This window comes from Marivita hallyeonensis, from assembly GCF_900129875.1.
GTDB classification, from domain to species: domain Bacteria; phylum Pseudomonadota; class Alphaproteobacteria; order Rhodobacterales; family Rhodobacteraceae; genus Marivita; species Marivita hallyeonensis.
Map to the genome: position 1 here is coordinate 339,731 of NZ_FQXC01000003.1, position 24,184 is coordinate 363,914.

The 24,184-nt window shown below is 60.9% G+C and carries 23 protein-coding genes; 17 read left to right on the forward strand and 6 right to left on the reverse strand.

Annotated elements, in window-relative coordinates; all coding sequences use genetic code 11:
* Window positions 1–7: 7 nt before the first annotated feature.
* Complete coding sequence (locus BUA42_RS11070; RefSeq protein ID WP_072777841.1) at window positions 8–886, reverse strand: LysR substrate-binding domain-containing protein; 879 nt, start codon at window positions 884–886, stop codon at window positions 8–10.
* Window positions 887–1,001: 115 nt separating this feature from the next.
* Between BUA42_RS11070 and BUA42_RS11075 the strand changes: the two genes are divergently transcribed.
* Genes BUA42_RS11075 through BUA42_RS11090 form a run of 4 tightly spaced genes read left to right on the forward strand, consistent with a single transcriptional unit; the run spans window position 1,002 to window position 5,722 of the window.
* A complete protein-coding gene (locus BUA42_RS11075; RefSeq protein WP_072778420.1) occupies window positions 1,002–2,183 on the forward strand; it encodes a 2-aminoethylphosphonate--pyruvate transaminase in 1,182 nt (393 codons plus the stop codon).
* A 10-nt stretch (window positions 2,184–2,193) separates the two neighbouring features.
* The gene (phnA, locus tag BUA42_RS11080; RefSeq protein WP_072777842.1) at window positions 2,194–3,453 is read left to right on the forward strand and encodes a phosphonoacetate hydrolase; all 1,260 of its coding nucleotides are present in this window, start codon (window positions 2,194–2,196) and stop codon (window positions 3,451–3,453) included.
* Window positions 3,450–4,889 carry a phosphonoacetaldehyde dehydrogenase gene (gene phnY, locus BUA42_RS11085; RefSeq protein ID WP_072777843.1) on the forward strand — a complete coding sequence of 480 codons (1,440 nt, stop codon included), beginning with the start codon at window positions 3,450–3,452 and terminating at the stop codon, window positions 4,887–4,889. The genes phnA and phnY overlap by 4 nt, the downstream gene beginning before the upstream one ends.
* 5 nt (window positions 4,890–4,894) lie before the next feature.
* Entirely contained in the window at window positions 4,895–5,722 is an 828-nt protein-coding gene (locus BUA42_RS11090) for a DMT family transporter (protein WP_072777844.1), read from the forward strand.
* A gap of 114 nt (window positions 5,723–5,836) precedes the next feature.
* On the opposite strand, the gene BUA42_RS11095 is transcribed toward BUA42_RS11090, so the two are convergent.
* Window positions 5,837–6,703 (reverse strand): MurR/RpiR family transcriptional regulator, encoded by an 867-nt coding sequence (locus BUA42_RS11095; RefSeq protein WP_072777845.1) that lies wholly within the window; start codon window positions 6,701–6,703, stop codon window positions 5,837–5,839.
* A 94-nt stretch (window positions 6,704–6,797) separates the two neighbouring features.
* Here BUA42_RS11095 and BUA42_RS11100 point away from each other — a divergent pair, with 94 nt between their 5' ends.
* From BUA42_RS11100 to BUA42_RS11135, 8 genes are all read left to right on the forward strand, one after another.
* Window positions 6,798–7,574, forward strand: coding sequence for an N-formylglutamate amidohydrolase (locus tag BUA42_RS11100; protein WP_072777846.1), 777 nt, complete (start codon window positions 6,798–6,800; stop codon window positions 7,572–7,574).
* Complete coding sequence (locus BUA42_RS11105) at window positions 7,571–8,152, forward strand: TRAP transporter small permease subunit (protein ID WP_072777847.1); 582 nt, start codon at window positions 7,571–7,573, stop codon at window positions 8,150–8,152. The genes BUA42_RS11100 and BUA42_RS11105 overlap by 4 nt, the downstream gene beginning before the upstream one ends.
* On the forward strand, window positions 8,152–9,471 hold the full coding sequence (locus BUA42_RS11110) for a TRAP transporter large permease (RefSeq protein WP_072777849.1): 1,320 nt from the start codon (window positions 8,152–8,154) through the stop codon (window positions 9,469–9,471). Before BUA42_RS11105 ends, BUA42_RS11110 begins: the two co-directional genes overlap by 1 nt.
* 66 nt (window positions 9,472–9,537) lie before the next feature.
* Complete coding sequence (locus BUA42_RS11115; RefSeq protein WP_072777850.1) at window positions 9,538–10,572, forward strand: TRAP transporter substrate-binding protein; 1,035 nt, start codon at window positions 9,538–9,540, stop codon at window positions 10,570–10,572.
* 100 nt (window positions 10,573–10,672) lie between these two features.
* Entirely contained in the window at window positions 10,673–12,025 is a 1,353-nt protein-coding gene (locus BUA42_RS11120) for a glutamine synthetase family protein (RefSeq protein ID WP_072777851.1), read from the forward strand.
* Window positions 12,022–12,399, forward strand: coding sequence for a VOC family protein (locus tag BUA42_RS11125; protein WP_072777852.1), 378 nt, complete (start codon window positions 12,022–12,024; stop codon window positions 12,397–12,399). Before BUA42_RS11120 ends, BUA42_RS11125 begins: the two co-directional genes overlap by 4 nt.
* Complete coding sequence (locus tag BUA42_RS11130) at window positions 12,396–13,772, forward strand: aldehyde dehydrogenase family protein (protein WP_072777854.1); 1,377 nt, start codon at window positions 12,396–12,398, stop codon at window positions 13,770–13,772. The genes BUA42_RS11125 and BUA42_RS11130 overlap by 4 nt, the downstream gene beginning before the upstream one ends.
* Before the next feature lie 5 nt (window positions 13,773–13,777).
* Window positions 13,778–14,923: an iron-containing alcohol dehydrogenase gene (locus BUA42_RS11135; protein ID WP_072778421.1), complete on the forward strand. Its 1,146-nt coding sequence runs from the start codon at window positions 13,778–13,780 to the stop codon at window positions 14,921–14,923.
* A gap of 162 nt (window positions 14,924–15,085) precedes the next feature.
* On the opposite strand, the gene BUA42_RS11140 is transcribed toward BUA42_RS11135, so the two are convergent.
* Window positions 15,086–16,312: a urate hydroxylase PuuD gene (locus tag BUA42_RS11140; RefSeq protein ID WP_072777855.1), complete on the reverse strand. Its 1,227-nt coding sequence runs from the start codon at window positions 16,310–16,312 to the stop codon at window positions 15,086–15,088.
* A 98-nt stretch (window positions 16,313–16,410) separates the two neighbouring features.
* Between BUA42_RS11140 and BUA42_RS11145 the strand changes: the two genes are divergently transcribed.
* On the forward strand, window positions 16,411–17,319 hold the full coding sequence (locus tag BUA42_RS11145) for a LysR family transcriptional regulator (protein ID WP_072777857.1): 909 nt from the start codon (window positions 16,411–16,413) through the stop codon (window positions 17,317–17,319).
* Window positions 17,320–17,417: 98 nt separating this feature from the next.
* Here BUA42_RS11145 and BUA42_RS11150 read toward each other — a convergent pair whose 3' ends face one another.
* Both BUA42_RS11150 and uraH read right to left on the reverse strand, forming a co-directional pair.
* Window positions 17,418–17,819 (reverse strand): hypothetical protein, encoded by a 402-nt coding sequence (locus BUA42_RS11150; RefSeq protein ID WP_072777858.1) that lies wholly within the window; start codon window positions 17,817–17,819, stop codon window positions 17,418–17,420.
* 281 nt (window positions 17,820–18,100) lie between these two features.
* Window positions 18,101–18,457: a hydroxyisourate hydrolase gene (uraH, locus tag BUA42_RS11155; protein WP_072777859.1), complete on the reverse strand. Its 357-nt coding sequence runs from the start codon at window positions 18,455–18,457 to the stop codon at window positions 18,101–18,103.
* A gap of 148 nt (window positions 18,458–18,605) precedes the next feature.
* Here uraH and puuE point away from each other — a divergent pair, with 148 nt between their 5' ends.
* From puuE to yghX, 4 genes are all read left to right on the forward strand, one after another.
* Window positions 18,606–20,018: an allantoinase PuuE gene (gene puuE / locus BUA42_RS11160; protein WP_072778422.1), complete on the forward strand. Its 1,413-nt coding sequence runs from the start codon at window positions 18,606–18,608 to the stop codon at window positions 20,016–20,018.
* Complete coding sequence (locus tag BUA42_RS11165; protein ID WP_072777861.1) at window positions 20,015–20,500, forward strand: ureidoglycolate lyase; 486 nt, start codon at window positions 20,015–20,017, stop codon at window positions 20,498–20,500. Before puuE ends, BUA42_RS11165 begins: the two co-directional genes overlap by 4 nt.
* Window positions 20,501–20,553: 53 nt before the next feature.
* The gene (locus BUA42_RS11170; RefSeq protein WP_072777862.1) at window positions 20,554–21,990 is read left to right on the forward strand and encodes a uracil-xanthine permease family protein; all 1,437 of its coding nucleotides are present in this window, start codon (window positions 20,554–20,556) and stop codon (window positions 21,988–21,990) included.
* Between the two features lie 164 nt (window positions 21,991–22,154).
* Window positions 22,155–23,069 carry a YghX family hydrolase gene (gene yghX / locus BUA42_RS11175; protein WP_072777863.1) on the forward strand — a complete coding sequence of 305 codons (915 nt, stop codon included), beginning with the start codon at window positions 22,155–22,157 and terminating at the stop codon, window positions 23,067–23,069.
* A 71-nt stretch (window positions 23,070–23,140) separates the two neighbouring features.
* Here yghX and bhcD read toward each other — a convergent pair whose 3' ends face one another.
* Complete coding sequence (gene bhcD, locus BUA42_RS11180; RefSeq protein ID WP_072777864.1) at window positions 23,141–24,106, reverse strand: iminosuccinate reductase BhcD; 966 nt, start codon at window positions 24,104–24,106, stop codon at window positions 23,141–23,143.
* Between the last annotated feature and the right edge of the window lie 78 nt (window positions 24,107–24,184).

The window sequence follows — 24,184 nt, forward strand, 5'->3', positions numbered from 1 at the left end:
GCTCAGTCTATGCTTTTGTCGCAGAGAGGGATTTCTTCACAGCCCTCAGAAACCCCCGGATGAGCGGCACATCGCGCCTTGTCGACAGCGTCACGAGGGACTCGGACATACCCAGATCAACATCTTCAAATGGCACCGCTCTGAGCCGCCGGTCGTGGCCGACCTCGGCTTCACTGACAAACCCGACGCCCGCCCCCGATGCCACCACTTCCCGCATCGCCTCCCGGCCCTCGACTTCAATCGACGGCGAAAGGTCAAGCTTCAAACGCGCCGCATGTTCTTCGACCTGTGCCCGCGTCCGCGATCCGGTTTCGCGGTAGATCAACGGAAATTGTGACAGGTCCGCAAATCGCAGCGCGTGAGTGCCCTTCGGAAGGTAATTCTTTGCCACCAACCCAAGGATCGGCGTGCGCCCAAGGTCGACGCTGTCCAGATCCGGCGCCGAAATCGTGTTTGCGACCACACCGATCTCGGCCTCGTAGTTTCGCAACCGGCGCAAAAGCGTTTCCGTGTTGCCGGTCTGGATAGATATGAACACGTTCGGGTTTGCCTCCCGAAACCGGCGCACCGCATCAGTGATATGCATGGCCGAGTCCGCCACGACGCGAAGATGGCCCTTCAGGGTGGTCCGGCTTTCATCCAGAAGCGCCGCAATGCGGTCTTCGACCTCGAACATTTCACTCGTCAAACGGAACAGCGCTTCGCCCGCATCCGTCATCCGCACCTGTCGCGCCTCGCGGTGAAACAAGAGAACATCGTACCCCTGCTCAAGCTGGCGCACCTGATCCGATACCGACGGTTGAGAGATGTTGAGCACCCGCGCCGCGCGCGAAAACCCGCCGTGCATGGCAACATGATGAAAGGCGCGCAACTGGCTATAGCGCATCCATGACCTCCTTGTTTTGTCATAGCTGTAACCTATCGATGAATAGAGAACAAAGATTTTACATATGCCCGGTCAGACCGCATATCTTTCGTCAGCAACCAAACGGAACGCTGCCATGACCGTCCCACCCCTGCCCGCGCCCGAGTTTGGCGAACCCTACCTTCTGACGCCCGGTCCGCTCACGACCGCGTACTCGGTGAAACAGGCCATGCTCAGGGACTGGGGCAGTTGGGACGACGACTTTCGCGCCATGACCCGAGCTTTGCGCAACCGCCTGCTGGCCATGATCGGCGATGGCGCACCTGACTACGATTGCGTGCCAATCCAGGGCTCAGGAAGCTATTGCGTGGAAGCGATGCTTGGCAGCTTCGTTCCCCGCGACGGAAAAGTCCTCGTGTTGGCAAACGGTGCCTACGGCCTTCGCGCGGCACAAACTCTGGACTATCTCGGACGCGCCTACGAACTGCTCAACAAGGGCGACTACCTGCCGCCACGCGGGGACGAAGTCGCACGCATTCTGGCAAATGACCCGGCAATCACCCATGTTCTCGCGATCCACTGCGAAACCTCCAGCGGCATCCTGAACCCCGTAGAAGAGATCGCGGGGGCGACACAAAACGCCGGACGCAAACTGCTGATCGACAGCATGTCGGCCTTCGGCGCACTGCCGCTCGACCCGGTCGCACTGAATTGCGCCGCGTTCGTTTCTTCGGCCAACAAATGCATCGAAGGCGTCCCCGGTTTCGGCTTCGTCATCGCCCGAAAGGACGAAATTGCAAACGCGAAAGGCAACTCGCACTCGCTTGCCCTCGATGTCCACGCGCAATGGGCAACGATGGAGAAAACCGGCCAATGGCGTTTCACCCCACCGACCCACACCGTCGCCGCTTTTCTACACGCCTTGGACCTGCACGAAGCCGAAGGTGGTGTTCCCGCCCGCGGCGCGCGCTATACCCACAACCGGGACGTGATGGTCCAGGGCATGCGCGACCTCGGGTTCGAAACCCTGCTCGCCGACCGCTGGCTCAGCCCGATCATCGTGACCTTCTTCTGCCCCGCCGACCCGAACTTCACGTTTCAGGGCTTCTACGACGCCATGAAGGGCCGCGGCTTCATCATCTACCCCGGCAAGCTGACCGTGGTAGACAGTTTCCGCATCGGCTGTATCGGCCAGATGGATGAACACGTGATGCGCCGGGTGGTGGACGCCGCCCGCGAAGCACTGCAAGACATGAACGTAAGCAGCGCGGCACCGCCCGCCGCCGCTTTGGAAGAACGCAAGAAACTCGCTGCCTGAAGGACCAGACATGCCCATTTCGAATCCAGTGGTCGCCAACGACCGCACCTACGCCATCCCGAAAACCTGCGCGATTGCGATCTGTCTGGACGGCTGCGAACCCGAATACCTTGAGGTCGCAATTGCTGAAGGCCTGATGCCGACCTTGAAGCGCATCCGCGAAACCGGGACAGACCGTCTTGCGCATTCCGTGATCCCGTCTTTCACCAACCCCAACAACATGAGCATCGCAACTGGCCGCCCACCCAGCGTGCACGGCATCTGTGGCAACTTCCTCTACGATCCGGACACGGGCGAAGAAGTGATGATGAACGACGTCCGCTTCCTGCGCGCGCCGACTGTGTTTTCCAAGTTCTACGAGGCAGGCGCGCGCGTGGCTGTTGTGACTGCCAAGGACAAACTGCGTGCTCTCTTGGGAGCAGGTCTCAAATTCGACGAAGACCGCGCCATTGCATTTTCGTCCGAGCGATCTGGTGACACGACCAAAGCCGAGCACGGGATCGACAAGGCCTCCGACTGGCTGGGTAGGCCGGTGCCGGAAGTCTACTCGGCGGACCTGTCCGAATTCGTCTTCGCCGCCGGAGTGAAGCTTTTGAAAGAGTGGAAGCCGGACGTGATGTACCTGTCGACGACAGACTACATCCAGCACAAATTCGCCCCGAATGAACAGGGCGCGAAAGACTTCTACGCGATGTTCGACAAATACCTCGCTGAACTCGAAGCGATGGGCGCGGCGATCGTTGTCACCGCCGACCACGGCATGAAGCCCAAGCATGACGCCGATGGCGACCCGGCGGTGATCTATGTTCAGGACGTGCTCGACGACTGGCTCGGCAAAGCCGCCGCGCGCGTGATCCTGCCGATCACCGACCCTTACGTCGTCCACCACGGCGCGCTCGGCTCGTTCGCCACAGCCTACCTGCCAGACGGAGCAGATCAGGCCGAAATCATCGCGCGCCTGTCCGCGTTGCCCGAAATGCTCGAAGTCGTCGACAAGGCCACCGCCGTTCAGAAATACGACCTCCCGCCAGATCGCATCGGTGACATCGTCATGATCTCGACCGAGAACATGACCATCGGCACCTCCGCAGACCGCCACGACCTTGCAGCCCTGAAAGAACCGCTGCGAAGCCACGGTGGCCTGACCGAACAGGAAGTCCCGTTCATCGTGAACCGCAAGATCGACCTGCCAAACGCACCTACCTTGCGCAACTTTGACGCTTTCTTCTACGCCTGCACCGCCGCCGCGCTGGAAGAGGTGGACGCATGACCGACATTCGTCACGACCAGATGCGTATCGGCGGCGAAAAGGTCGATACCAAAGAGCGCCTCGAAGTCCAGTACCCGTACACCGACGAGGTGATCGGCACCGTGCCCATGGGCACTGCCGAACACGCGCGCAAAGCGTTCGAGATTGCGGCGAACTATCAGCCGAAACTCACCCGGTACGAGCGCAGCCAAATCCTGCAACGCACCGGAGAGATCATCGGCGAACGCCGCGATTACCTTGCCAAATGGCTGACGCTGGAACTGGGAATCTGCCACCAGCACAGCATCTACGAGACCAAGCGCGCACAGGACGTCTACCAATTCGCCGCTGCCGAGGCGCTCAAGGACGATGGCGAGATCTTCTCCTGCGACCTCACCCACAACGGCAAGGCGCGCAAGATCTTCACCATGCGCGAACCCGTCCGTGCGATCAGCGCGATCACCCCGTTCAACCACCCGCTCAACATGGTGAGCCACAAGATCGCCCCGTCGATTGCGACCAACAATTGCATGGTGTGCAAACCGACGGAACTGACGCCGCTGACCGCTTTGACGCTGGCCGACATCCTCTACGAAGCGGGCCTCCCGCCCGAAATGTTCCAGGTCGTCACCGGCATGCCCGCCGATATCGGCGACGAGATGGTGACCAACGAAAACATCGACATCATCACCTTCACCGGCGGTGTCCCGGTCGGCAAACTCATCGCGTCCAAGGCGGGCTACAAGCGCACCGCGCTGGAACTCGGCGGCAACGATCCCCTCATCGTCTGCAATGACCTGTCCGACGCGGACCTCGATAAGGCTGCGACAATTGCCGTCGCCGGGGCCACCGGCAATTCCGGCCAGCGCTGCACCGCGATCAAGCGTATCCTCGTGCAGGAAAGCGTCGCCGACAAATTCGTCCCGCTGGTGGTCGAGAAAGCCAAGAAGATCAAATTCGGCGACCCGCAGGATCCCGAAACAGAACTCGGCTGCGTGATCCACGCCCAAGCCGCCGAACTCTTCGAAAAACGTGTTCTCATGGCCGCCGAAGACGGTGCAACCATCCTCTACCACCCCGAACGCCAAGGCGCGCTCCTGCCACCCATCGTGGTCGATCACGTCCCGCATGATAGCGAACTGGTGATGGAGGAAACATTCGGCCCGATCATCCCCATCGTCCGCGTACCCGACGACGACGCCGAAGTGATGCGCATCTCCAACAGCACCGATTTCGGCCTCAGCTCCGGTGTCTGCACGAACGACCTGAACCGCGCCATCGCCTATATCAACGGTCTCAACGTCGGCACCTGCAACATCTGGGAACAGCCGGGGTACCGGATCGAAATGTCGCCCTTCGGCGGCATCAAGGACAGCGGCAACGGCGTAAAGGAAGGCGTCATCGAAGCGATGAAGTTCTTCACCAACGTCAAAACCTACAGCCTGCCCTGGCCATAAGCCAGGTGACGCTTCCGGTCCTCGGCATCGTTCTCTGCGCGGCGTTTCTGCATGCGTTCTGGAACGCGCTGGTCAAGGCGTCCGCCGACCGAACGGTCACGCTCGGCCTCGTGGCGCTGGGGCATTGCGCTCCCGCGCTGCTGCTGATCCCGTTCGTGCCGATACCAAATCCGGAAGCCTTCGCCTTCATCATCGCGTCGACGGTGATCCATTGGGGCTATTACTACTTCCTGAACATCTCGTACCGCTTCGCCGACCTGTCGCTCGCCTATCCAATTGCCCGGGGGATGGCCCCCGTCATGGTGGCGCTCGGTGCGATGATCTGGGCCGACGAATACCTCAGCCCTCTGGCCTGGACGGGCATCTTCGTCGTCTCTGCCGGTATCATGATCCTCGCCGCAATCCGCCACGCCGACAAGCGCGGCATCGGGGCGGCGCTTCTCACATCGGCGATCATCGCCGCCTATTCCATCGTCGACGGTATCGGCATTCGCGCATCCGGCACACCCTTGGGCTATGTCGTCTGGCTCTTTGCGGCAGAGATCTGCGTCGCTGCCTTCGTCCTGACCACGCGGATCAGCCGCTTCCGTATGACCGCCCTGAAACCCAAACTCATCGGCTTCTCCGGCGGCGTCATCTCCGGCATCGCCTATGCGCTGGCCCTCTATGCCAAAACACTCGCCCCGATCGGCATCGTGTCGGCCATCCGCGAAACATCCGTGATCTTCGCCGCCCTGATCGGTGTGATCTGGATGGGCGAAGGCCCCGCCACACGACGTCTGATCGCCGCGACCGTCGTTGCCCTCGGCGTCGTCATCCTCGCCCTGACCTGATCTTCTCTGTTTCGAAAATACCTCGGGGAGCGCGAGGGGCAGAGCCCCTCGCATGCTTGCGTTTGTTGGGCAAACGCAAGCGCGTCGGATTGGCGCAGCCAATTCGAAACCTTGTCAGGACTTCCGAAAGATCCGTGTCGCACGAAACATCTCTTCCAGCGCCTCGATCCGCCCCTGCGCACTCTCCGACACCCGAGACTGAACCTCGGCAATCAGGGCTTCGATCACCAGATTGATCGCCAGTGTTGAATCCCAGCTCGACGGCACCTCGATCATCGCATTCACCACATGATCCGCCACACGCGAGATCGGCGACCCCCACTGGTCGGTGAACAGAACAAGCGCCGCGCCCCGCTCCTTCGAAAGCTCCGCCAATCTTTCGAGATCGCTCTCATACCGGCGGATATCAAACACGATCAGCACGGATCGGGCATTCATATCGAGAATGTATTGCGGCCAGACGTTCGGCGACGTGCTGAGCAGCGTCACATCCGGCCGAATGATCTGCAGATGGTTGTAGAAGTAATCGGCATTCGACCGGGTGATCCGTCCACCCGACAAAAACAAACCGCGCGCGCGGTCCGACAACAGCCCGGCAATCGCCTCGAAAGTGGACGGCTCCAGCCGGTCAATCGTGCGGCTCAGATTGTCGAACACCGCCTCGGCGAACGCCTTGAAGGCCAGCGGCCCGTCGTCGGGCCGGTCCCAGATATCCCGCTTGCCGATTGGCGTCTTGAACTGCGCCGACGCCTCTGCGCGCATCGCGCTTTGCAACTCCGGAAATCCGTCGAACCCAAGCTTGCGGGCAAGTCGGATCACGGTCGGGGTGGACACGCCTGCGGCCTCCGCGATCTTGGTGATCGATTGCAAACCACCGACGGGATAGTCGCGCATCAGCACACCGGTCAGTTGCCGTTCGGCAGGCGTCAAAGCCGCGGCCTGGTCGTGCAGACGCTCTTTCACGGATAGCGGCTTGGCCATGGTCTGCCCCCTTTGTAGCAATCGTTACAGCCTGCGATTTATGAGTACAAAAATCAACCAACTCGGGTTGACAGCTTCCAGTCCCGCGCAGCTAATGGATCAGGTGAATGCCAAGGATCATACGATTCTAACCCGGTCCGAAGGACCCGCTGCCGAGGTGATCAATCCCGGCGGCACGGCACCAATCTGCCTTGTCTGCGAACACGCCAGTTCCTTCATCCCGGCGTCGTTGCAGCATCTGGGTCTTTCACCTGAACACCGCAAAAGTCATGCCGCATGGGACATCGGCGCGATGGATCTCGCGGTGGAGCTGTCGGTTGCGCTCAATGCGCCGCTCGTCGCGTCCCGCGTGTCGCGGCTTGTCTATGACTGCAACCGCCCGCCCAGCGCGCAAGACGCCATTCCGGCAAAATCCGAAGTGATCGAGGTGCCGGGAAACGCGGGCCTGAGCGAAAACCAACGCGCGGCCCGCGTGGCCGAAATCTATGACCCCTTCCGCCAAACGCTGGTGTCCACGCTCGACACTTTCGCGACACCTCCGGCTGTGGTCACGATCCATTCCTTCACGCCAGTGTGGCATGGCAAACGGCGGGAGGTCGAACTCGGGTTTTTGCACGACGCAGACGACCGCCTTGCCACGCTCATGCTCGCGCACGCACCCAGGGATGTCGATGCGCGCCTGAACGCACCATATTCGGCCGATGATGGCGTCACGCATACGCTGCGCGAACACGCCATCCCGCGCCGTCTTCAGAATGTCATGATCGAAGTCCGCAATGACATGATCTCGGATGCCAGCGGTGTCGCACGCTTCAGCCACATACTAGGTGAACTTCTCACAACCGCCCTGATGCCGCAGGAGGCGACATGACAGGGCTGCTCCAACGCTATGTCGCGCTTGTTGATCCGTTCAACCGGATGATCGGACGGATCGTCATGTACGGCATCTTCGTGATGATGGGCATCCTACTCTGGTCGTCGATCTCAAAGGCGTTCTTCGTCCCGTCGCTCTGGACGCTGGAAATGGCCCAATACGCGATGGTCGCCTACTACATCCTCGGTGGGCCCTACGCGATCCAGATGGGGTCCAACGTGCGCATGGACCTCATCTACGGCGAAATCAGCGACCGTCGCAAAGCCGCCATCGACGCGATCACAGTACTTTTCCTGCTGACCTATCTCGGCTTCCTCTTCTACGGCGGCGTCGCCTCGACGGCCTACTCGCTGGGCTATTTCGGATCGGAACCGTTCAGCTTCTTCACCGGCCTGCTGACCGGCGCGGAAGAGCTCGGCTTCCTCGAACGCAGCCCGACCGCCTGGCGCCCCTACCTCTGGCCGATCAAGACAATCATGGTGATCGGCATCCTTTTGATGCTGCTGCAGGTGCTCTGCGAACTGGCGAAGGACATCCTGCGCCTCAAGGGTCACGACATGGGTGCCAAGGTCTGATGCCCTACGAACTGATCGCGATCCTCATGTTCTCGACCATGATGCTGATGCTGCTGACCGGGCAGCGCGTCTTTGGCGCAATCGGGTTCGTCGCAGTGATCGCCGCTTTTTTCCTGTGGGGCGACCGTGGCGGCTATGACCTCGGGTTTTCCGCGGGCATTCGCCTGATGCGCTGGTACCCGCTCCTGACCCTGCCGATGTTCATCTTCATGGGCTACGTCCTGTCGGAAAGCCGCATCGCCGACGACCTTTATCGCATGTTCCATGTCTGGTTCGGCGGCCTGTCCGGCGGGTTGGCCATCGGCACGATCGGATTGATGGTGCTCATTTCTGCGATGAACGGTCTCAGCGTTGCGGGAATGGCCATCGGCGCGACCATCGCCCTGCCGGAACTCCTCAGGCGCGGCTACGACAAACGCATGGTCACCGGGGTGATACAGGCCGGATCGTCCCTCGGCATTCTCGTCCCACCCTCCGTTGTGCTTGTCCTCTACGCCATGATCGCACGCCAGCCGGTGGGACAGCTTTGGCTGGCAGGCGTTCTGCCGGGTCTCATGATGGCGGCGATGTTCGTCATCTACATTGCCATCCGCTGCAAACTGAATCCCGCCCTCGGTCCCGTCCTGCCCGCGGAAGAGCGCGACATCCCGAAGCGCGAGAAATACCGCCTGCTCGGCGCGGGGCTGCTGCCCTTCGGCATCTTCTTCGTAATGATGGTGCCCTTTGTGAACGGATGGACGTCGCTCGTCGAAAGTTCCGCCATCGGCGCGCTCGCCGCGATGCTGGCCGCAATCCTCAAAGGCCGCATGACGAAAGAGGTTTTTGAGAACTCGGTCCGCAAGACCCTCGGCATCACCTGCATGTTCATGTGGATCATCCTTGCTGCACTCGCTTTCGGGGCTGTCTTCGACGGGCTCGGCGCCGTCAAAGCCATCGAGAGCCTCTTCACCGAACAGCTTGGCCTGAACCCGTGGGTGATCCTGATCCTGATGCAGCTCAGCTTCATCATTATGGGCACGTTCCTTGATGACACCGCCATGCTGGTCATCGTCGCGCCGCTTTACGTGCCTCTGGTGGGTGCTTTGGGGTTCGACCTGATCTGGTATGGTGTCCTCTATACGATCACCACGCAGATCGCCTACATGACCCCGCCCTTCGGCTATAACCTCTTTCTGATGCGCGCCATGGCCCCTCCCGAGATCGGCCTGCGCGACATCTACACTTCGATCATCCCCTTCGTTCTGGTGATGGTCTGCGCGTTGGCCATCGTCATGGCGTTCCCCGAAATCGCGCTTTGGCTGCCCGGATACATCTATTGAAATTAACCCCAGAAGACCCCGCCAACGGGGCGTTCATTGAACAGAGCAAAACAGAGAGGAAATGACATGACCACCAGACGCAAGTTCCTGAAAACCGCCGGTGTCGGCGCTGTTGCGGCACCGCTCGCCGCCCCGGCTCTCGCGCAATCGACAATCACCTGGCGGATGCAGACCTATGCCGGTGCCGCCCTGGCCGAGCACGTGGTGCAAGGCATGGTCGACAACTTCAATAAGATCGCGGGCGACCGCATGCAGATCGAACTGTTCTACGCCGATCAGCTTGTCCCGACAGGCGAGCTTTTCCAGGCGATGCAGCGCGGCACAATCGACGCGGTGCAGTCCGATGACGACTCGATGGCCTCGCCGACCGAAGTCACGGTTTTCGGCGGCTACTTCCCCTTCGCGTCGCGCTATTCCCTCGACGTGCCGGTGCTCTTCAACCAGTACGGCCTGAAGGAAATCTGGGAAGAGGAATACGCCAAGGTCGGCGTGAAACACATCAGTGCGGGCGCGTGGGACCCGTGCCACTTCGCCACGAAAGAGCCGATCAACAGCCTCGCCGACCTCGAAGGTAAGCGCGTCTTCACCTTCCCGACCGCCGGCCGCTTCATGGCGCAGTTCGGCGTGGTGCCGGTATCGGTGCCGTGGGAAGACGTGGAAGTCGCTCTGCAGACCGGTGAACTGGACGGCATCGCGTGGTCCGGCATCACAGAGGACTACACGGTCGGCTGGGCCGATGTGACGAACTACTTCCTGACAAACAACATCTCGGGCGCATGGGCCGGGTCGTTCTACGCGAATATGGAGCGTTGGAATGAGTTGCCGGAGGATCTGCAGACTCTCTTCATGACCTGCTGTGATCAGTCGCACTACTACCGCCAGTGGTGGTATTGGGGCGGCGAAGCCTCCCTGCGCGTGAACGGAGACAAGCTGCAACTGACCTCGATCCCGGACGCGGAATGGGCCACCGTCGAAGCCGCCGCTCGCGAATTCTGGGACGAGATCGCGGCCGAGTCCGAAACCAAGGCGCGCGTTGTCGAGATCATCAAGCAGTACAACGCCGACATGGAAAAAGCCGGGCGCCCGTACCGCTACGGCTGATCCGTCTCTTCGGCCCCTTGCATTTCGGGGGCCGATTTCGTTCCTACAAAATCGCCAGCTCCGTCCAAGGAGCTGGCCCCTGACCATCCGGAGGCCCTCCATGACACTCGATGACCTGCAAGCCCAGTATGAAATAGGCGAGATCGACACCGTCCTCGTCTGCATGGTCGACATGCAAGGCCGCCTGATGGGCAAACGATTCCATGCCTCGAACTTCCTCGAAAGCGCGTGGAAAGAGACGCACTGCTGCAACTACCTTCTCGCCACCGACCTCGAAATGGCAACGCCCGATGGCTACAAATCCACAAGTTGGGCGGCGGGCTATGGCGACTACGTGATGAAACCCGACATCAGCACGCTGCGCCCGGTGCCCTGGCTCGAAGGTACGGCGATGGTGCTTTGCGATATCATCGACCATCACACGCACGAGCCCGTGCCACACTCCCCGCGCCAGATGCTGAAAGCCCAAATCGCGCGGCTCGACGATATGGGTCTCACCCCCATGATGGCGACCGAACTGGAGTTTTTCCTGTTCGAGAAATCCTTCGACGAAATCCGCAAATCCAGCTTCCGCGACCTGGCCCCCATCAGCGGCTACAACGAGGATTACAACATCCTCCAGACCACCCGGGAAGAACATGTGATGCGCCCGATCCGCAACCATCTGGTGGCCGCTGGCGTGCCGGTGGAGAACTCGAAGGGCGAGGCCGAAACTGGTCAGGAAGAACTCAACATCCGCTATGCTGATGCACTCGCCTGCGCCGACAACCACACCATCGCCAAGCACGCGGTCAAGGAAATCGCGCAGATGAACGGGCACGCCGCGACTTTCCTGCCCAAATGGCGCGCCGACAAGGTCGGCAGCGCCGCGCACGTGCATCAGTCCCTGTTCAAGGGCGACACGAATGTGTTCCACGACGCCGATGCAAAACTCACTATGTCGGACACGATGAAGTCCTATGTCGCGGGCCTCATCAAATATGCCCCGGACATGACCGTCTTCATGGCGCCTTACGTGAACAGCTACAAACGCTTCCTGCCCGGCACCTTCGCGCCCACCAAGATCGCGTGGTCCGTCGACAACCGCACCGCGGGCTACCGCCTTGTCGGCGACGGCACCAAGGGCGTCCGGATCGAGTGCCGCATTCCCGGTTCCGATATCAACCCCTACCTGGCCTGTGCTGCACAACTCGCCGCTGGTATCGCCGGGATGGAGGAGGGTCTGTCCCTCGAAGACCCGGTGACCGGCGATGTATACGGTATGGAGAACATCCCCGAAATCCCGCACACCCTACGTGACGCGACCGAGACATTGCGTGGCTCAGATATGCTCCGCAAGGCGATGGGCGACGACGTGATCGACCACTACACGCGCTGCGCCGAAGTGGAACAGGAAGCCTTTGACTCTGCTGTCACCGACTGGGAACTCCAGCGCGGATTTGAACGCGCATGACGGTTCGCACGCTTGCTCCAATGTTGCCGGTTGCGGACATCGATGCCGCACGTGACTTCCTGCGCGATTGTTTGGGGTTCGAGGAAACATACCGAGATGACAACCACTCCTACTGCGAACGCGACAACGGTGTCATTCGACTGATCAATGCCCCGCCAGATGCCGACATGGATGATCCCGCCCGACAATTGGTCATCTACATGGATGTCGATGACGCGGACGACATCTATGCCAAACACAAAAACGCGCTCGAAGCGCTTCCCGATCGCCATTTTCGTGCGCCGTTTGATCGCCCATACGGCCAACGCGAATTCCACGCCATCCATGGCCCCTTCCTGTTCATGGTTGGCCACAAAATCAAAGGCGCCCAATGACCAAAACTGTTGACCTGATCTCGCCGATTGATGGATCGGTGTATCTCACGCGCAAGGTGCTGGCCCGCGACGCCGCCTTCGCCGCTGCGAAGCGCGCCAAAGCGGCTCAAGCCGACTGGGCCGCGCGCCCAGTCGCAGAACGCATCGCGCTGGTGCGCAAGGCGAACGAGATCATCGGCCAGCAAACGACCCGCATGGCCGAGGAACTTGCCCACCAGATGGGCCGCCCGATCCGCTACGGCGGCGAATATGGCGGCTTCAGCGAACGGGTGACCTACATGGCCGACGTCGCCGAAGACAGCCTCGCACCGATGGAGATCGAAGACAGCGCCACGTTCCGCCGCCTGATCAAGCGGGTGCCGTGGGGCACCGTCATGGTTATCGCGCCGTGGAACTACCCTTACATGACCGCGATCAACACCATCGCGCCCGCCCTTATCGCGGGTAACACCGTGATCCTGAAACACGCGGGCCAGACCCTCGCCGTGGGCGACCACCTTGCCGAAGCGTTCCATGCCGCCGGTGTGCCCGAGGATGTGTTCCAGAACCTCGTCCTTGACCACGACACGACCTCCGCCATGCTTGCCGAGCGCGCGGTGGACTTTGTCAATTTCACCGGCTCCGTCGGTGGCGGACAAGCCATCGAACGCGCGGCGGCGGGCACCTTCATCCCCGTCTCGACCGAACTTGGCGGCAAGGACCCCGGCTACGTCCGAGCAGATGCCGATCTTGACGCTGCGGTCGACACGTTGATGGATGGCGCGATGTTCAACTCCGGCCAATGCTGCTGCGGGATCGAACGCATCTACGTGCACGAAAGCCTCTACGACCAGTTCGTCGAAAAGGCCGTCGCATGGGTCAACGCTCAGACGCTCGGCAACCCGCTTGACGCGGACACAACGATGGGTCCGATGGCGCATAAACGCTTCGCCGATGAGGTCCGCGCGCAGATCGAAGAGGCGCTCGCAGACGGCGCAAAAGCACATATAGACACGATGCCAGCCGACGACCGCAGCGCGTACCTGACGCCACAAATCCTGACCAACGTCACCCACGATATGCGCGTCATGCGCGACGAAAGCTTCGGCCCCGTCGTCGGCATCATGCCGGTCAAGGACGACGAGGAAGCCATCGCCCTGATGAACGACTGCAGGTTCGGCCTGACCGCGTCCATCTGGTCGAAGGACACCGCCACGGCAGAGGCCATCGGCGACCGAATCGAAACCGGCACCGTCTTCCTCAACCGTTGCGACTACCTCGACCCGGCGCTCTGCTGGACCGGATGCAAGGACACCGGACGCGGGCAGGGCCTGTCGAAACTGGCGTATCAGGCTCTGACACGCCCGAAATCCTACCACCTCAAGAAGGCATGACGAAAATGTCCCTCACTGGAAACTGGTCCTACCCCACCGGCATCCGCTTCGGCGCAGGCCGCATCTCGGAAATCGCCGAGGCCTGCATCGCCGCAGGCATTACCAAGCCGCTTCTGGTCACCGACCGCGGATTGGCCGAGATGGAGATCACCACCAAAACGCTCGACCTGATCGAAGGCGCGGGACTGGGCCGCGCGCTCTTTGCCGATGTGGACCCCAACCCGACCGACAAGAACGTCGAAGAGGGCCTTAAGGTCTACCGCGAGGGCGATTACGACGGCGTGGTGGCCTTCGGCGGCGGCTCCGGCCTCGATTTGGCGAAGACACTGGCCTTCATGGCAGGCCAATCCCGTCCGCTCTGGGATTTTGAAGACATCGGAGACTGGTGGACCCGCGCCGACCCCGACGGCATCCACCCGATTGTCGCCGTGCCGACCACAGCAGGAACCGGGTCCGAAGTCGGCCGTGCCAGCGTCATCACCAACTCCGAGACGCACGAGAAGAAGATCATCTTCCACCCCAAAATGCTCCCCGCCGTGGTGATCTGCGACCCCGAGCTGACCGTGGGCATGCCAAAATTCATCACAGCTGGAACCGGGCTCGACGCCTTCGCCCACTGCGTCGAAGCCTATTCCAGCCCGCATTATCATCCGATGAGCCAAGGGATCGCCTTGGAGGGCATGAAGCTGGTCATCGACAACCTGCCGACCGCCTACAACGATCCCGGAAACATCGACGCCCGCGCCAACATGATGAGCGCCGCCGCGATGGGCGCCGTCGCCTTCCAGAAAGGCCTTGGCGCGATCCATGCCCTGAGCCACCCCATCGGCGCGCATCACCACACGCACCACGGCACCACCAACGCGGTCTGCATGCCAGCGGTACTGAAATTCAACGCCGACGCCATCCGCGACCGGTTTAACCGCGCGGCAGGCTATCTGGGCATAGACGGCGGCTTCGAGGGCTTCTGCGCTTTCGTGGATGAATTCAACGCCAGCTTCGCGATCCCGAAGAAGCTGACAGACCTCGGCGTGAAAGACCCCGATCTCGCCACCCTCGTTCGCGACGCGCTCAACGACCCGTCCACAGGCGGCAACCCGGTCGAGATGACCGAGGCAAACACCCGCGCTCTGTTCGAGGCAATTCTCTAAGCCGCGTATCGGCGGGCCTCGGACTGGCGACCCGACCGTCGAATGGCTTGATTTATGTCGCCACATCCGAAGATGATTAGACCAGCGCGCTGACGCACCCAAATCGCCGGGCCGTGGGGAGGCCCGTCGATGCGCGGCGGCTTTGCCGCTATTCGCGCAGGGTCACTCCACCGCGCGATACCACGCCACGATCTGCCGCCGTGCTTCCTCGTCCATCTGAATGGCATTCGGTGGCGGCATCGCATGAGACCGCCCGGCCTGTAGATAAACCTGATGCGCATGCCGCGCGACATCGCCTTCGGTCTCCAGATACACACCCTTCGGCGCCCAGCGGATGCCATCCCAAACCGGCTCCCGCGCGTGGCACATCGAACAGTTCCCAACCACCGCGTAATACGCGTCTTCGAACCCGTCAGCCGATGCAAAGCGCTCTTCGAACGCCGTCAAAGGCCGCTCCGACGCCTCGTCATAGCTGGCTGTCGTGCTGAAGGTCGACAGCCACGCGATCGCGATAAAGATCACCGCCGTCGCCGCCCAGGTCCAGTTCGGGCGCCCTTTGCCCGCGTGCATCGAGTTGAAGTAGTGCCGGATCGTCACCCCCATCAGAAACACGAGCGACGCGATCAGCCATGCGTACTCCGTGCCGAAAGACAGCGGATAGTGGTTCGACAGCATCAGGAAGATCACCGGTAGCGTCAGATAGTTGTTATGCGTCGACCGCAGCTTGGCGATCTTGCCGTATTTCGGATCCGGCGTCCGCCCGGCCTTGAGATCCGCCACGACGATCCGCTGGTTCGGCATGATGATGAAGAACACGTTCGCCGTCATGATCGTCGCGGTGAACGCCCCCAGATGCAGCAACGCCGCGCGCCCGGTGAACACCTGGTCATAGCCCCACGCCATGACGACGAGCATCACAAACAAGAGCAGCATCAACGCAGTCGGCTGCTCCCCCAATGGCGACTTGCAGAGAAAGTCGTAGATCAGCCACCCAATCGTCAGCGACAAAGCCGAGATGACAATCCCCTGCCACAGCGCCAGATCGGCTTTGGTCGGGTCGAGCAGGTACAGCTCTCCCCCGACCCAATAGACGATCATCAACAGCGCCGCGCCCGACAGCCAGGTCGTGTAGCTTTGCCATTTATGCCAGGTCAGATGCTCGGGCAGGCGATCCGGCGCGACCGTGTATTTGACCGTATGGTAAAATCCGCCGCCATGCACCTCCCACTCCTCGCCGTAAGCGCCTTTGGGCAGGTCTGGGGCGGATTTCACCATCAGATCAAGCGCAATGAAATAGAACGACGCCCCGATCCACGCCATCGCCGTGATCACATGCAGCCAGCGCACCGCGAAAGCGATCCAGTCCCAGAGGATGGCGAAATCATACATGGCGTCGGCTCCCGTTCTGCGTCTGCGCCAGACTAGCGACAGGGCTATTCTTCTGCTATTCCGATGAAACTCCAAGCTGTATCAAAAATCTGCGAAGAATGAGCTATCTCGACAACATCCGCACCTTCGTGCGTGTCTACGAATTGGGCAGCATGTCTGCCGCCGGTCGCGATTTGCGCATTTCTCCGGCGGTCACCTCAACCCGGATTGCCCAGCTTGAGGAACATCTCTCCGTCCGGCTCTTCCAGCGCACCACCCGCAACCTGACGCCCACGGAACAGGGCCGCCTGTTCTATCCCGGCGCGGTGGAGGTGCTCGAAACCGTCGAAGCCGCCGAAGCGCAGGTCACCGATATCACCGAAAAGCCGCGCGGCTCGATCTATGTCGCCGCGCCCCTTGGTGTTGGCCGTCGCCTCATCGCGCCGCTGGTGCCGGATTTCATTGCGCAATACCCCGAGGTCAGCGTTCGGTTACGCCTGACGGATCGTAAGGTCGACCTCACCACCGAAGGCCTCGACCTCGCGGTGTTTCTCGGAGAGCCTGAAGACAGCACCCTGCGCATCCGCAAGATTGCCGATGTCGACCGCGTCCTCTGCGCGGCGCCGTCCTATATCAAGGCCCATGGAATGCCCGCTTCCGGCGACGACCTGATCGCGCAGAACCACGAATGCCTGAACCTGCGCTTCCCCGGAGCCACTGAATTCCAATGGCGTTTGCGAACACCCGACGGCCCGAAACGCTTCAAGGTCACGGGCCGCTTTGAGTCAGACGACGGAGACGTCCTCACCGACTGGGCGCTCGCGGGCCACGGTATCGCCCTGAAGCCCGTTTTCGAAGTCGCCGACCACCTCAGAGACGGCCGCCTCGCCATCGTCGCCAAACAAACCCCACCCGTCCCAATCCAAATGGCCTGCCTCTTCACCCACCGCCGCAGACAAGACCCGAAAACCCGCCTCTTCATGGATTTCGTCATCGGCCGCATCGGCAAAAAGGTGAAGAACGCCTGAGACCCGGCAAAGCGCCATGCCGTCAGTTCGCGGAGATCGGCAGAACGGTTGATGTCTGCTATGCGGGACGAAGCGGTTCTTGCGAAAATGTCGACTAGCTAAGTCACAGGTGTATTGAGATCATAGAAGTCAAACAGCTCAGCGGCACGGTTCAAGGCATCGTTGCTCTCGGAATAGAAGAAAACGTTTCCTTCCCAAAACTCGACGTAATCCGTCGATCCACTTGTGAGCAATTTCGCATCCCAACCGCTAACACTGAGCAATGTGCAAAGCGCGATCAACGCTTCAGCTTCCGCATTCTGTTCATGCGTTCCAGCCAATTGATCCAACAGGTCATCGGAAAGTGGCGCAAGAAGTATCGCGGGGTTTTCAACCAGATAGTCGGACGCAAAGCCTTGGCCTAAGATATTGAGAAAATGGCGGTTCTGGGACGGGAAACCATCCGAAAAATGATCAATCCATAGTAACCGCTGTGAAGTTTTCGGAAGCCAGTCCGCCATCGACAGAATTACGTTGGAAAGTTGAAAAGGACTTGGATCAAAGAACCGCCCTATTCGTTCAGAGTCCTCTGCTCCGTCTCCAACTCGGTAAAGGAGTCGCCGGTACCATACGTTCTCCAAGGAAACCGCGAACTTATCTTCGCCTAAGTACTTTATCGCCTCAGTGATATTTAGTGATTTCACCGCTTCCTGCTTAGTCAATCTGAACGTGACGTGACGATAGGTTCGGTTGGAAAGCTAGTCAATCTGGGCTCACATCCGACCTAAGCCGCACCTAAACCTTAACTCCCCCGATAGGTCGAATACCCGTACGGCGACAGCAAGAGCGGCACGTGGTAGTGCGCCTTTGCGTCCGACATGCCGAACCGGATTGGCACCTCGTCCAGAAACAGCGGATCGTCTTGTGTCTGTCCGGTGGCGCGCAGGTAGTCGCCTGCGAAGAAGACCAATTCATACGTCCCGGTCTCAAAGTCATCTACCGGAAGGATCGGGGTGTCGGTTCGACCGTCTTCGTTGGTGACGGCTTCTGCGATCTTCTCGGATGTTGTGCCGGACAGCCGGGACAGCGCGATCTTCAATCCCGCAGCCGGACAGCCGCGCGCGGTGTCCAGAACATGCGTTGTAAGGTATCCAGCCATCGCGCCCTCCTGTGAAGATGTGCCTCTTTATGAAGCCATCGGCGCGAAATGCGCAAACAGGAAGCGGTTTGAGACAGCTTTCGGGATTTCTTGAAAAACGATTTCGATTATTCGGAATATAGAGATGACCAATCAAAGGGGGCCTTCCGTGCAAAGATACCCGCGCGACATGACAGGATACGGTGCCACCCCGTCCAAGGCCAACTGGCCAGGCGGTGCAAAGATCGCCGTGCAGATCGTTCTCAACTACGAAGAGGGTGGCGAGAACAACATCCTTCACGGTGATGCCGCATCAGAGGCGTTTTTGTCCGAGATCACCGGCGCGCAACCCTGGCCGGGGCAGCGGCACTGGAACATGGAGTCGATCTACGAATACGGGAGCCGCGCCGGGTTCTGGCGGCTACGCCGGATGATGAAAGACTTGCCCGTCACCGTCTACGGCGTCGCCACCGCCCTCGCCCGCGCGCCCGAGCAGGTCGCGGCGATGAAAGACGCAGGCTGGGAGATTGCCTCGCACGGCCTGAAATGGGTCGAACACAAGGACATGCCCGAAGACGAAGAGCGCGCGCAGATCGTCGAAGCGATCCGCCTGCACACCGAGGTCACGGGCGCCCCCCCGAAGGGTTGGTACACGGGCCGCTGCTCCAACAACACCGTGCGGCTCGTCGCAGAACAGGGCGGGTTCGACTACGTCGCCGACAGCTATGCCGACGATCTGCCCTACTGGATGACGTTTGGCGACAGGCATCAATTGGTCGTGCCCTACACGCTCGACTGCAATGACATGCGCTTCGGCATTCAGGCCGGGTTCACCAATGGCGACCAGTTCGAGAGCTACCTCAAGGACAGCTTCGACACGCTATATACGGAAGGCGCTCAGGGCAGCCCCAAGATGCTTTCCATCGGTCTGCACTGCCGGCTGATCGGTCGCCCTGGACGCGCTGCCGCGCTGAAACGGGTGCTGGATTACATGGCCGGGCACGACGGCGTCTGGTTCGCCACACGCCAGCAGATCGCACAGCACTGGGCGAATGAACATCCCGCACCGTCGGCACGTCGCCCCTCCGAGATGTCCACGGACCAGTTCATCGCCGAATTCGGCGGCATCTTCGAACACTCGCCGTGGATCGCGGAACGCGCCTGCGCCTATGAGACCGGCCCAACCCACGACACTGCTCGCGGCGTGCATAGCTTGCTCTGCCGCGCGTTCCGCAGCGCGTCCGACGAAGAAAGGCTCGGTGTACTCAATGCCCACCCCGACCTTGCTGGAAAGCTCGCCGCCGCTGGCCGCCTCACTGCCGAGTCGACCGCCGAACAGGCCGGCGCGGGCCTCGACATGCTCACCGATGACGAACGCACCACTTTCCAAAGACTCAACGCCGACTATGTCGCGCGCCACGGCTTTCCGTTCATCATCGCGGTGAAGGACAACACCAAAGCCAGCATCCTCGACGCCTTCCGCCGTCGCATCGACAACGACCGCGACACCGAATTTGCGGAAGCTTGCCGTCAGGTTGAACGCATCGCCGAACTCCGCTTGATCGAGAAGCTTGGCGCATGAGACAGATCACCATCCAGCCGATCACTAAAGACGCCTTCGCCCCGTTTGGTGACATCATCGACAGCACAGGCGATCCTGACAAGATCATCAACCAGGGCAAATGCGGCCGCTACCACGACCGCGCCACGCTCGATTTCAGCGATGGCCGCGCCGGGCTCAGCCTCTTCAAGGCAGAACTGCGCAGCTTACCCCTCACTCTCGACATGATGGAACGGCATCCCGAAGGCAGCCAATGCTTTGTGCCGATGAGCGACACGCCCTTTCTCGTGATCGTCGCGCCTGACGCGGACGGTCAACCCGGAACTCCGCTCGCCTTCCGCACCGAACCGGGACAGGCGGTCAATTTTCACCGCAACACCTGGCACGGCGTCCTGACCCCGATCGCGGGCACCGGCCTCTTCGCCGTCATCGACCGGATCGGCGACGGGCCGAACCTGCAGGAATACTGGTTCGACACACCTTACGAGGTCATCGACCCCTAAAAAAAAACAACGCCCGGCAAGAGGCGCGCCACACATAAAAGAGGGACACAAATATGTCAGCCACATCCATCGGCACGCCGGAGCAACTCCGCGATCCGAACTATACACCGCCTATCGCCAAGGCCGTGCCTTTGGGCATCCAGCACGTTCTGGCGATGTTCGTCTCCAACGTCACACCCGCGATCATCGTCTGCGGCGCAGCGGGCTTCGGGTTTGGGTCGAACAGCCCGGACTTCCCGCAGATGATCTACATGATCCAGATGTCGATGTTCTTTGCGGGCATCGCCACGCTGTTCCAGACCATCGGAGTGGGTCCGGTCGGCGCGCGGCTTCCTATCGTACAAGGCACCAGCTTTGCGTTTATCCCGATCATGATCCCATTGGTTGCGGGCAAGGGCGTGGACGCCATCGCGGTGCTGATGGGCGGCATCGTCGTGGGTGGCTTGTTCCACGCGTTCCTTGGCCTCTTCATCGGCAAACTACGCTTTGCCTTGCCACCACTTGTCACCGGCCTTGTCGTCACCATGATCGGCCTCGCACTGGTCAAAGTCGGCATCCAATATGCAGCAGGCGGTGTCCCGGCGATGAGCCAGCCTGAATACGGCTCGCTCCTCAACTGGACGATGGCGGGCACCGTGATCCTCGTGACACTTGGTCTCAAGTTCTTCACCAAAGGCATGTTGTCCGTCTCTGCCGTCCTCATCGGCTTGCTGGTCGGCTACGGCGTGGCGTTCATGCTGGGCGAAGTGAACCTCGGCAACGTGGGTCGCGCAGCGCCCTTCGCCCTGCCCAACCCACTCCACTTCGGCATTGAGTTCTCGGTCGCCGCGATCATCGGTTTCTGCCTGATGTCCTTTGTCTCAGCCGTCGAAACCGTCGGCGACGTAAGCGGCATTACCAAGGGCGGCGCGGGACGCGAAGCGACAGACAAAGAGATCGAAGGCGCAACCTACGCAGACGGGATCGGCACGGCCATTTCCGGATTCTTCGGCGCACTCCCCAACACGTCGTTCAGCCAGAACGTCGGCCTCATCGCCATGACAGGCGTCATGTCGCGCGGCGTCGTCACAATCGGCGCGCTATTCCTGATCCTCTGCGGCCTGATCCCCAAGGTCGGCGCAGTGATCTCGTCGGTTCCCATCGAAGTCCTCGGCGGCGGCGTGATCGTCATGTTCGGCATGGTCGTCGCAGCGGGCATCTCGATGCTGTCGGACGTCGACTGGAACCGCCGCAACATGGTGATCTTCGCGATTGCGCTGTCTCTGGGCCTTGGCTTGCAGCTCGAACCAAACGCGCTCCAGTACCTGCCCCAAACGCTGAAAGTGCTGGCCACATCAGGCATCCTGCCAGCCGCCCTGATCGCCATTGTGCTGAACCTGATCCTGCCACAAGAGCTGTCGGGTGAGGCGACTGAAGAAGTCTCTGGCGGCATGTCCGGCCACGGCACAGGTCTGAAAGGTAAGGAAGAGGCCAGCGCCGCAAACGTGTAACGCGCAAGGTCCTTACAAAAACTTAGAAGCGTCCGGCCCTCCCGCCGGGCGCTTTTTCGTGTGGGGCGTGCAGTTCCCGGCAGCCAACAAACACGTGATGACAATTCCCGCCGGATGGGCCCAACCGCGTGGTAGACTGGCTCATCCAACACGGAGAATCGTCAATGAACGACCTTACGCCACAACGGCGCCTGACCGCCAAAGACTTCGATCAGGAGCTTCTCGACCTCTACGACTACTACGCGCACGGCAAAATCTCGAAGCGCGAATTTCTGGACCAAGCTGGCAAATGGGCCGTCGGTGGCCTGACCGCAGCCGCGATCCTTGGCACGCTGTCGCCCAACTATGCGCTGGCCCAGCAAGTCGCCGACGATGACCCCGATATCATGGGCGAAGACATTGTCTACCCAAGCCCGGACGGCACCGGCGATATCACGGCTTATCTGGTCCGTCCGACCAACATCGACCCGGACCGCCCACCCGCCGCCGTTCTGGTGGTTCACGAAAATCGTGGTCTGAACCCCTATATCCGCGACGTCGTGCGCCGCCTTGCCAAAGCGGGCTTCATCGCGATGGGTCCCGATGGGCTGTCATCGCTTGGCGGCTACCCGGGAACCGATGACGAGGGTCGCGAGATGCAGCGCACACTGGATCGCGACGCGCTTCTGAACGACTTCTTCGCCGGGTTCGAATACCTGCAGGCGCTGGACGGAACCAACGGCAAAGTCGGCGCAACCGGCTTCTGCTATGGCGGCGGCGTTGTGAACAAGCTTGCCGTGGCCTACCCGGAAATGGCTGCAGGTGTGCCGTTCTACGGAGCCTCGGTCGATGCCGATCAGGTCGCCCAGATCGAAGCGCCGCTGATGATCCAGATGGCCGCCTTGGATCAACGTATCAACGCCATGTGGCCTGAATTCCACAAGGCGCTTGAGGAGAACGACAAGCGCTATCAGGCACACATCTATCCGGGTGTGAACCACGGATTTCACAACGACACCACACCGCGCTACGACGAAGAAGCTGCGATGCTGGCTGAGGAACGCATGGTGGCGTGGTTCCGGACCTATATGGCGGGTTAAGCGCCTACCTGATCGACGCACGAAAACGGGGCCACGCAGCCCCCGTTTTTGTCTCATTTGCAACGCGTGTCTTAGAAGTCGACCTCAATCGCGACACCGCGCTCAATCGCCAGTTCAACCACCTTGGACGCAACGGCCAAATCCTGAAGTCCAACACCGGTGCCATCAAACAACGTGATATCGCTATCCGACGTCCGCCCCGGATGCGCGCCATTGATCACGGCACCAATCTCGATCACATCGCTCTCCGCGATCAGACCCGACCCAACCGCGTGCTGCGCCTCACCGATGCTGATAGATTGCGCGACCTCGTCGGTGAACACCTTAGCCTTCGCCAACAGCGCCGCCTCAACCTCCTGCTTGCCTTTGGTATCGGTGCCCATGCAGGCGATATGCGTGCCCTCGCTCACGTGATCTGCCATGAGCGACGGCGAAAACGCCGACGTGATCGAGATGATCACATCCGCCTCTCGCATCCCCTCAAGCTCCACCGCTTCGAACGGCAAACCGGCCTCCTGAGCGACCTTCTCGATATTGGGCAGCATCTCGGGGTGGTAATTCCAGCCAATCACCTTCTCGAACGACCGCTGCTCCAGCGCCGCGCGCAGCTGGAACGTCGCCTGATGCCCCGCTCCGATCATTCCCATGACCTTCGCATCCTCGCGCGCCAGATGCTTGATCGATACCGAAGACGCCGCCGCCGTCCGCAGCGCGGTCAAGAGGTTGCCCCCCACCATCGCATGCACCCGGCCCGTGTCGGGATCGAACAGGAACACCGTCGACTGGTGATTGATCAGCCCGCGCTTCTCAAGGTTGTGCGGCCAGTACCCGCCCGCCTTCAGGCCCAAAGACCCGCCGACCCGGTCAAACCCGCCTTTGAAGCCATACAAAGCGTCCTCGTGCCCGATCGCTTCCCGCACGACAGGAAAGTTGTAGGCATCCTTTGACGCCATCGCAGCAAACACCTGCTCCACCGCTTCAAACGATGCCTCGCGCGACACGAGATCGGCGATCTTGGCTTCAGGAACGATATACATGGGCCACCCCTTCGCAAAAACGGCGCGCCACCCCCGATGCGCGCCGTCCTGTTCTTCTCTGGTTCAAAAATATCCCGG

What these genes read in the sequence shown, in the direction of transcription:
- BUA42_RS11070 (WP_072777841.1), bottom strand. Translation starts at nt 886, where the DNA reads ATGCGCTATAGCCAGTTGCGCGCCTTTCATCATGTTGCCATGCACGGC.
- BUA42_RS11075 (WP_072778420.1), top strand. Translation starts at nt 1,002, where the DNA reads ATGACCGTCCCACCCCTGCCCGCGCCCGAGTTTGGCGAACCCTACCTT.
- phnA (WP_072777842.1), top strand. Translation starts at nt 2,194, where the DNA reads ATGCCCATTTCGAATCCAGTGGTCGCCAACGACCGCACCTACGCCATC.
- phnY (WP_072777843.1), top strand. Translation starts at nt 3,450, where the DNA reads ATGACCGACATTCGTCACGACCAGATGCGTATCGGCGGCGAAAAGGTC.
- BUA42_RS11095 (WP_072777845.1), bottom strand. Translation starts at nt 6,703, where the DNA reads ATGGCCAAGCCGCTATCCGTGAAAGAGCGTCTGCACGACCAGGCCGCG.
- BUA42_RS11100 (WP_072777846.1), top strand. Translation starts at nt 6,798, where the DNA reads ATGGATCAGGTGAATGCCAAGGATCATACGATTCTAACCCGGTCCGAA.
- BUA42_RS11105 (WP_072777847.1), top strand. Translation starts at nt 7,571, where the DNA reads ATGACAGGGCTGCTCCAACGCTATGTCGCGCTTGTTGATCCGTTCAAC.
- BUA42_RS11110 (WP_072777849.1), top strand. Translation starts at nt 8,152, where the DNA reads ATGCCCTACGAACTGATCGCGATCCTCATGTTCTCGACCATGATGCTG.
- BUA42_RS11115 (WP_072777850.1), top strand. Translation starts at nt 9,538, where the DNA reads ATGACCACCAGACGCAAGTTCCTGAAAACCGCCGGTGTCGGCGCTGTT.
- BUA42_RS11120 (WP_072777851.1), top strand. Translation starts at nt 10,673, where the DNA reads ATGACACTCGATGACCTGCAAGCCCAGTATGAAATAGGCGAGATCGAC.
- BUA42_RS11125 (WP_072777852.1), top strand. Translation starts at nt 12,022, where the DNA reads ATGACGGTTCGCACGCTTGCTCCAATGTTGCCGGTTGCGGACATCGAT.
- BUA42_RS11130 (WP_072777854.1), top strand. Translation starts at nt 12,396, where the DNA reads ATGACCAAAACTGTTGACCTGATCTCGCCGATTGATGGATCGGTGTAT.
- BUA42_RS11135 (WP_072778421.1), top strand. Translation starts at nt 13,778, where the DNA reads ATGTCCCTCACTGGAAACTGGTCCTACCCCACCGGCATCCGCTTCGGC.
- BUA42_RS11140 (WP_072777855.1), bottom strand. Translation starts at nt 16,312, where the DNA reads ATGTATGATTTCGCCATCCTCTGGGACTGGATCGCTTTCGCGGTGCGC.
- BUA42_RS11145 (WP_072777857.1), top strand. Translation starts at nt 16,411, where the DNA reads ATGAGCTATCTCGACAACATCCGCACCTTCGTGCGTGTCTACGAATTG.
- BUA42_RS11150 (WP_072777858.1), bottom strand. Translation starts at nt 17,819, where the DNA reads ATGGCGGACTGGCTTCCGAAAACTTCACAGCGGTTACTATGGATTGAT.
- uraH (WP_072777859.1), bottom strand. Translation starts at nt 18,457, where the DNA reads ATGGCTGGATACCTTACAACGCATGTTCTGGACACCGCGCGCGGCTGT.
- BUA42_RS11165 (WP_072777861.1), top strand. Translation starts at nt 20,015, where the DNA reads ATGAGACAGATCACCATCCAGCCGATCACTAAAGACGCCTTCGCCCCG.
- BUA42_RS11170 (WP_072777862.1), top strand. Translation starts at nt 20,554, where the DNA reads ATGTCAGCCACATCCATCGGCACGCCGGAGCAACTCCGCGATCCGAAC.
- yghX (WP_072777863.1), top strand. Translation starts at nt 22,155, where the DNA reads ATGAACGACCTTACGCCACAACGGCGCCTGACCGCCAAAGACTTCGAT.
- bhcD (WP_072777864.1), bottom strand. Translation starts at nt 24,106, where the DNA reads ATGTATATCGTTCCTGAAGCCAAGATCGCCGATCTCGTGTCGCGCGAG.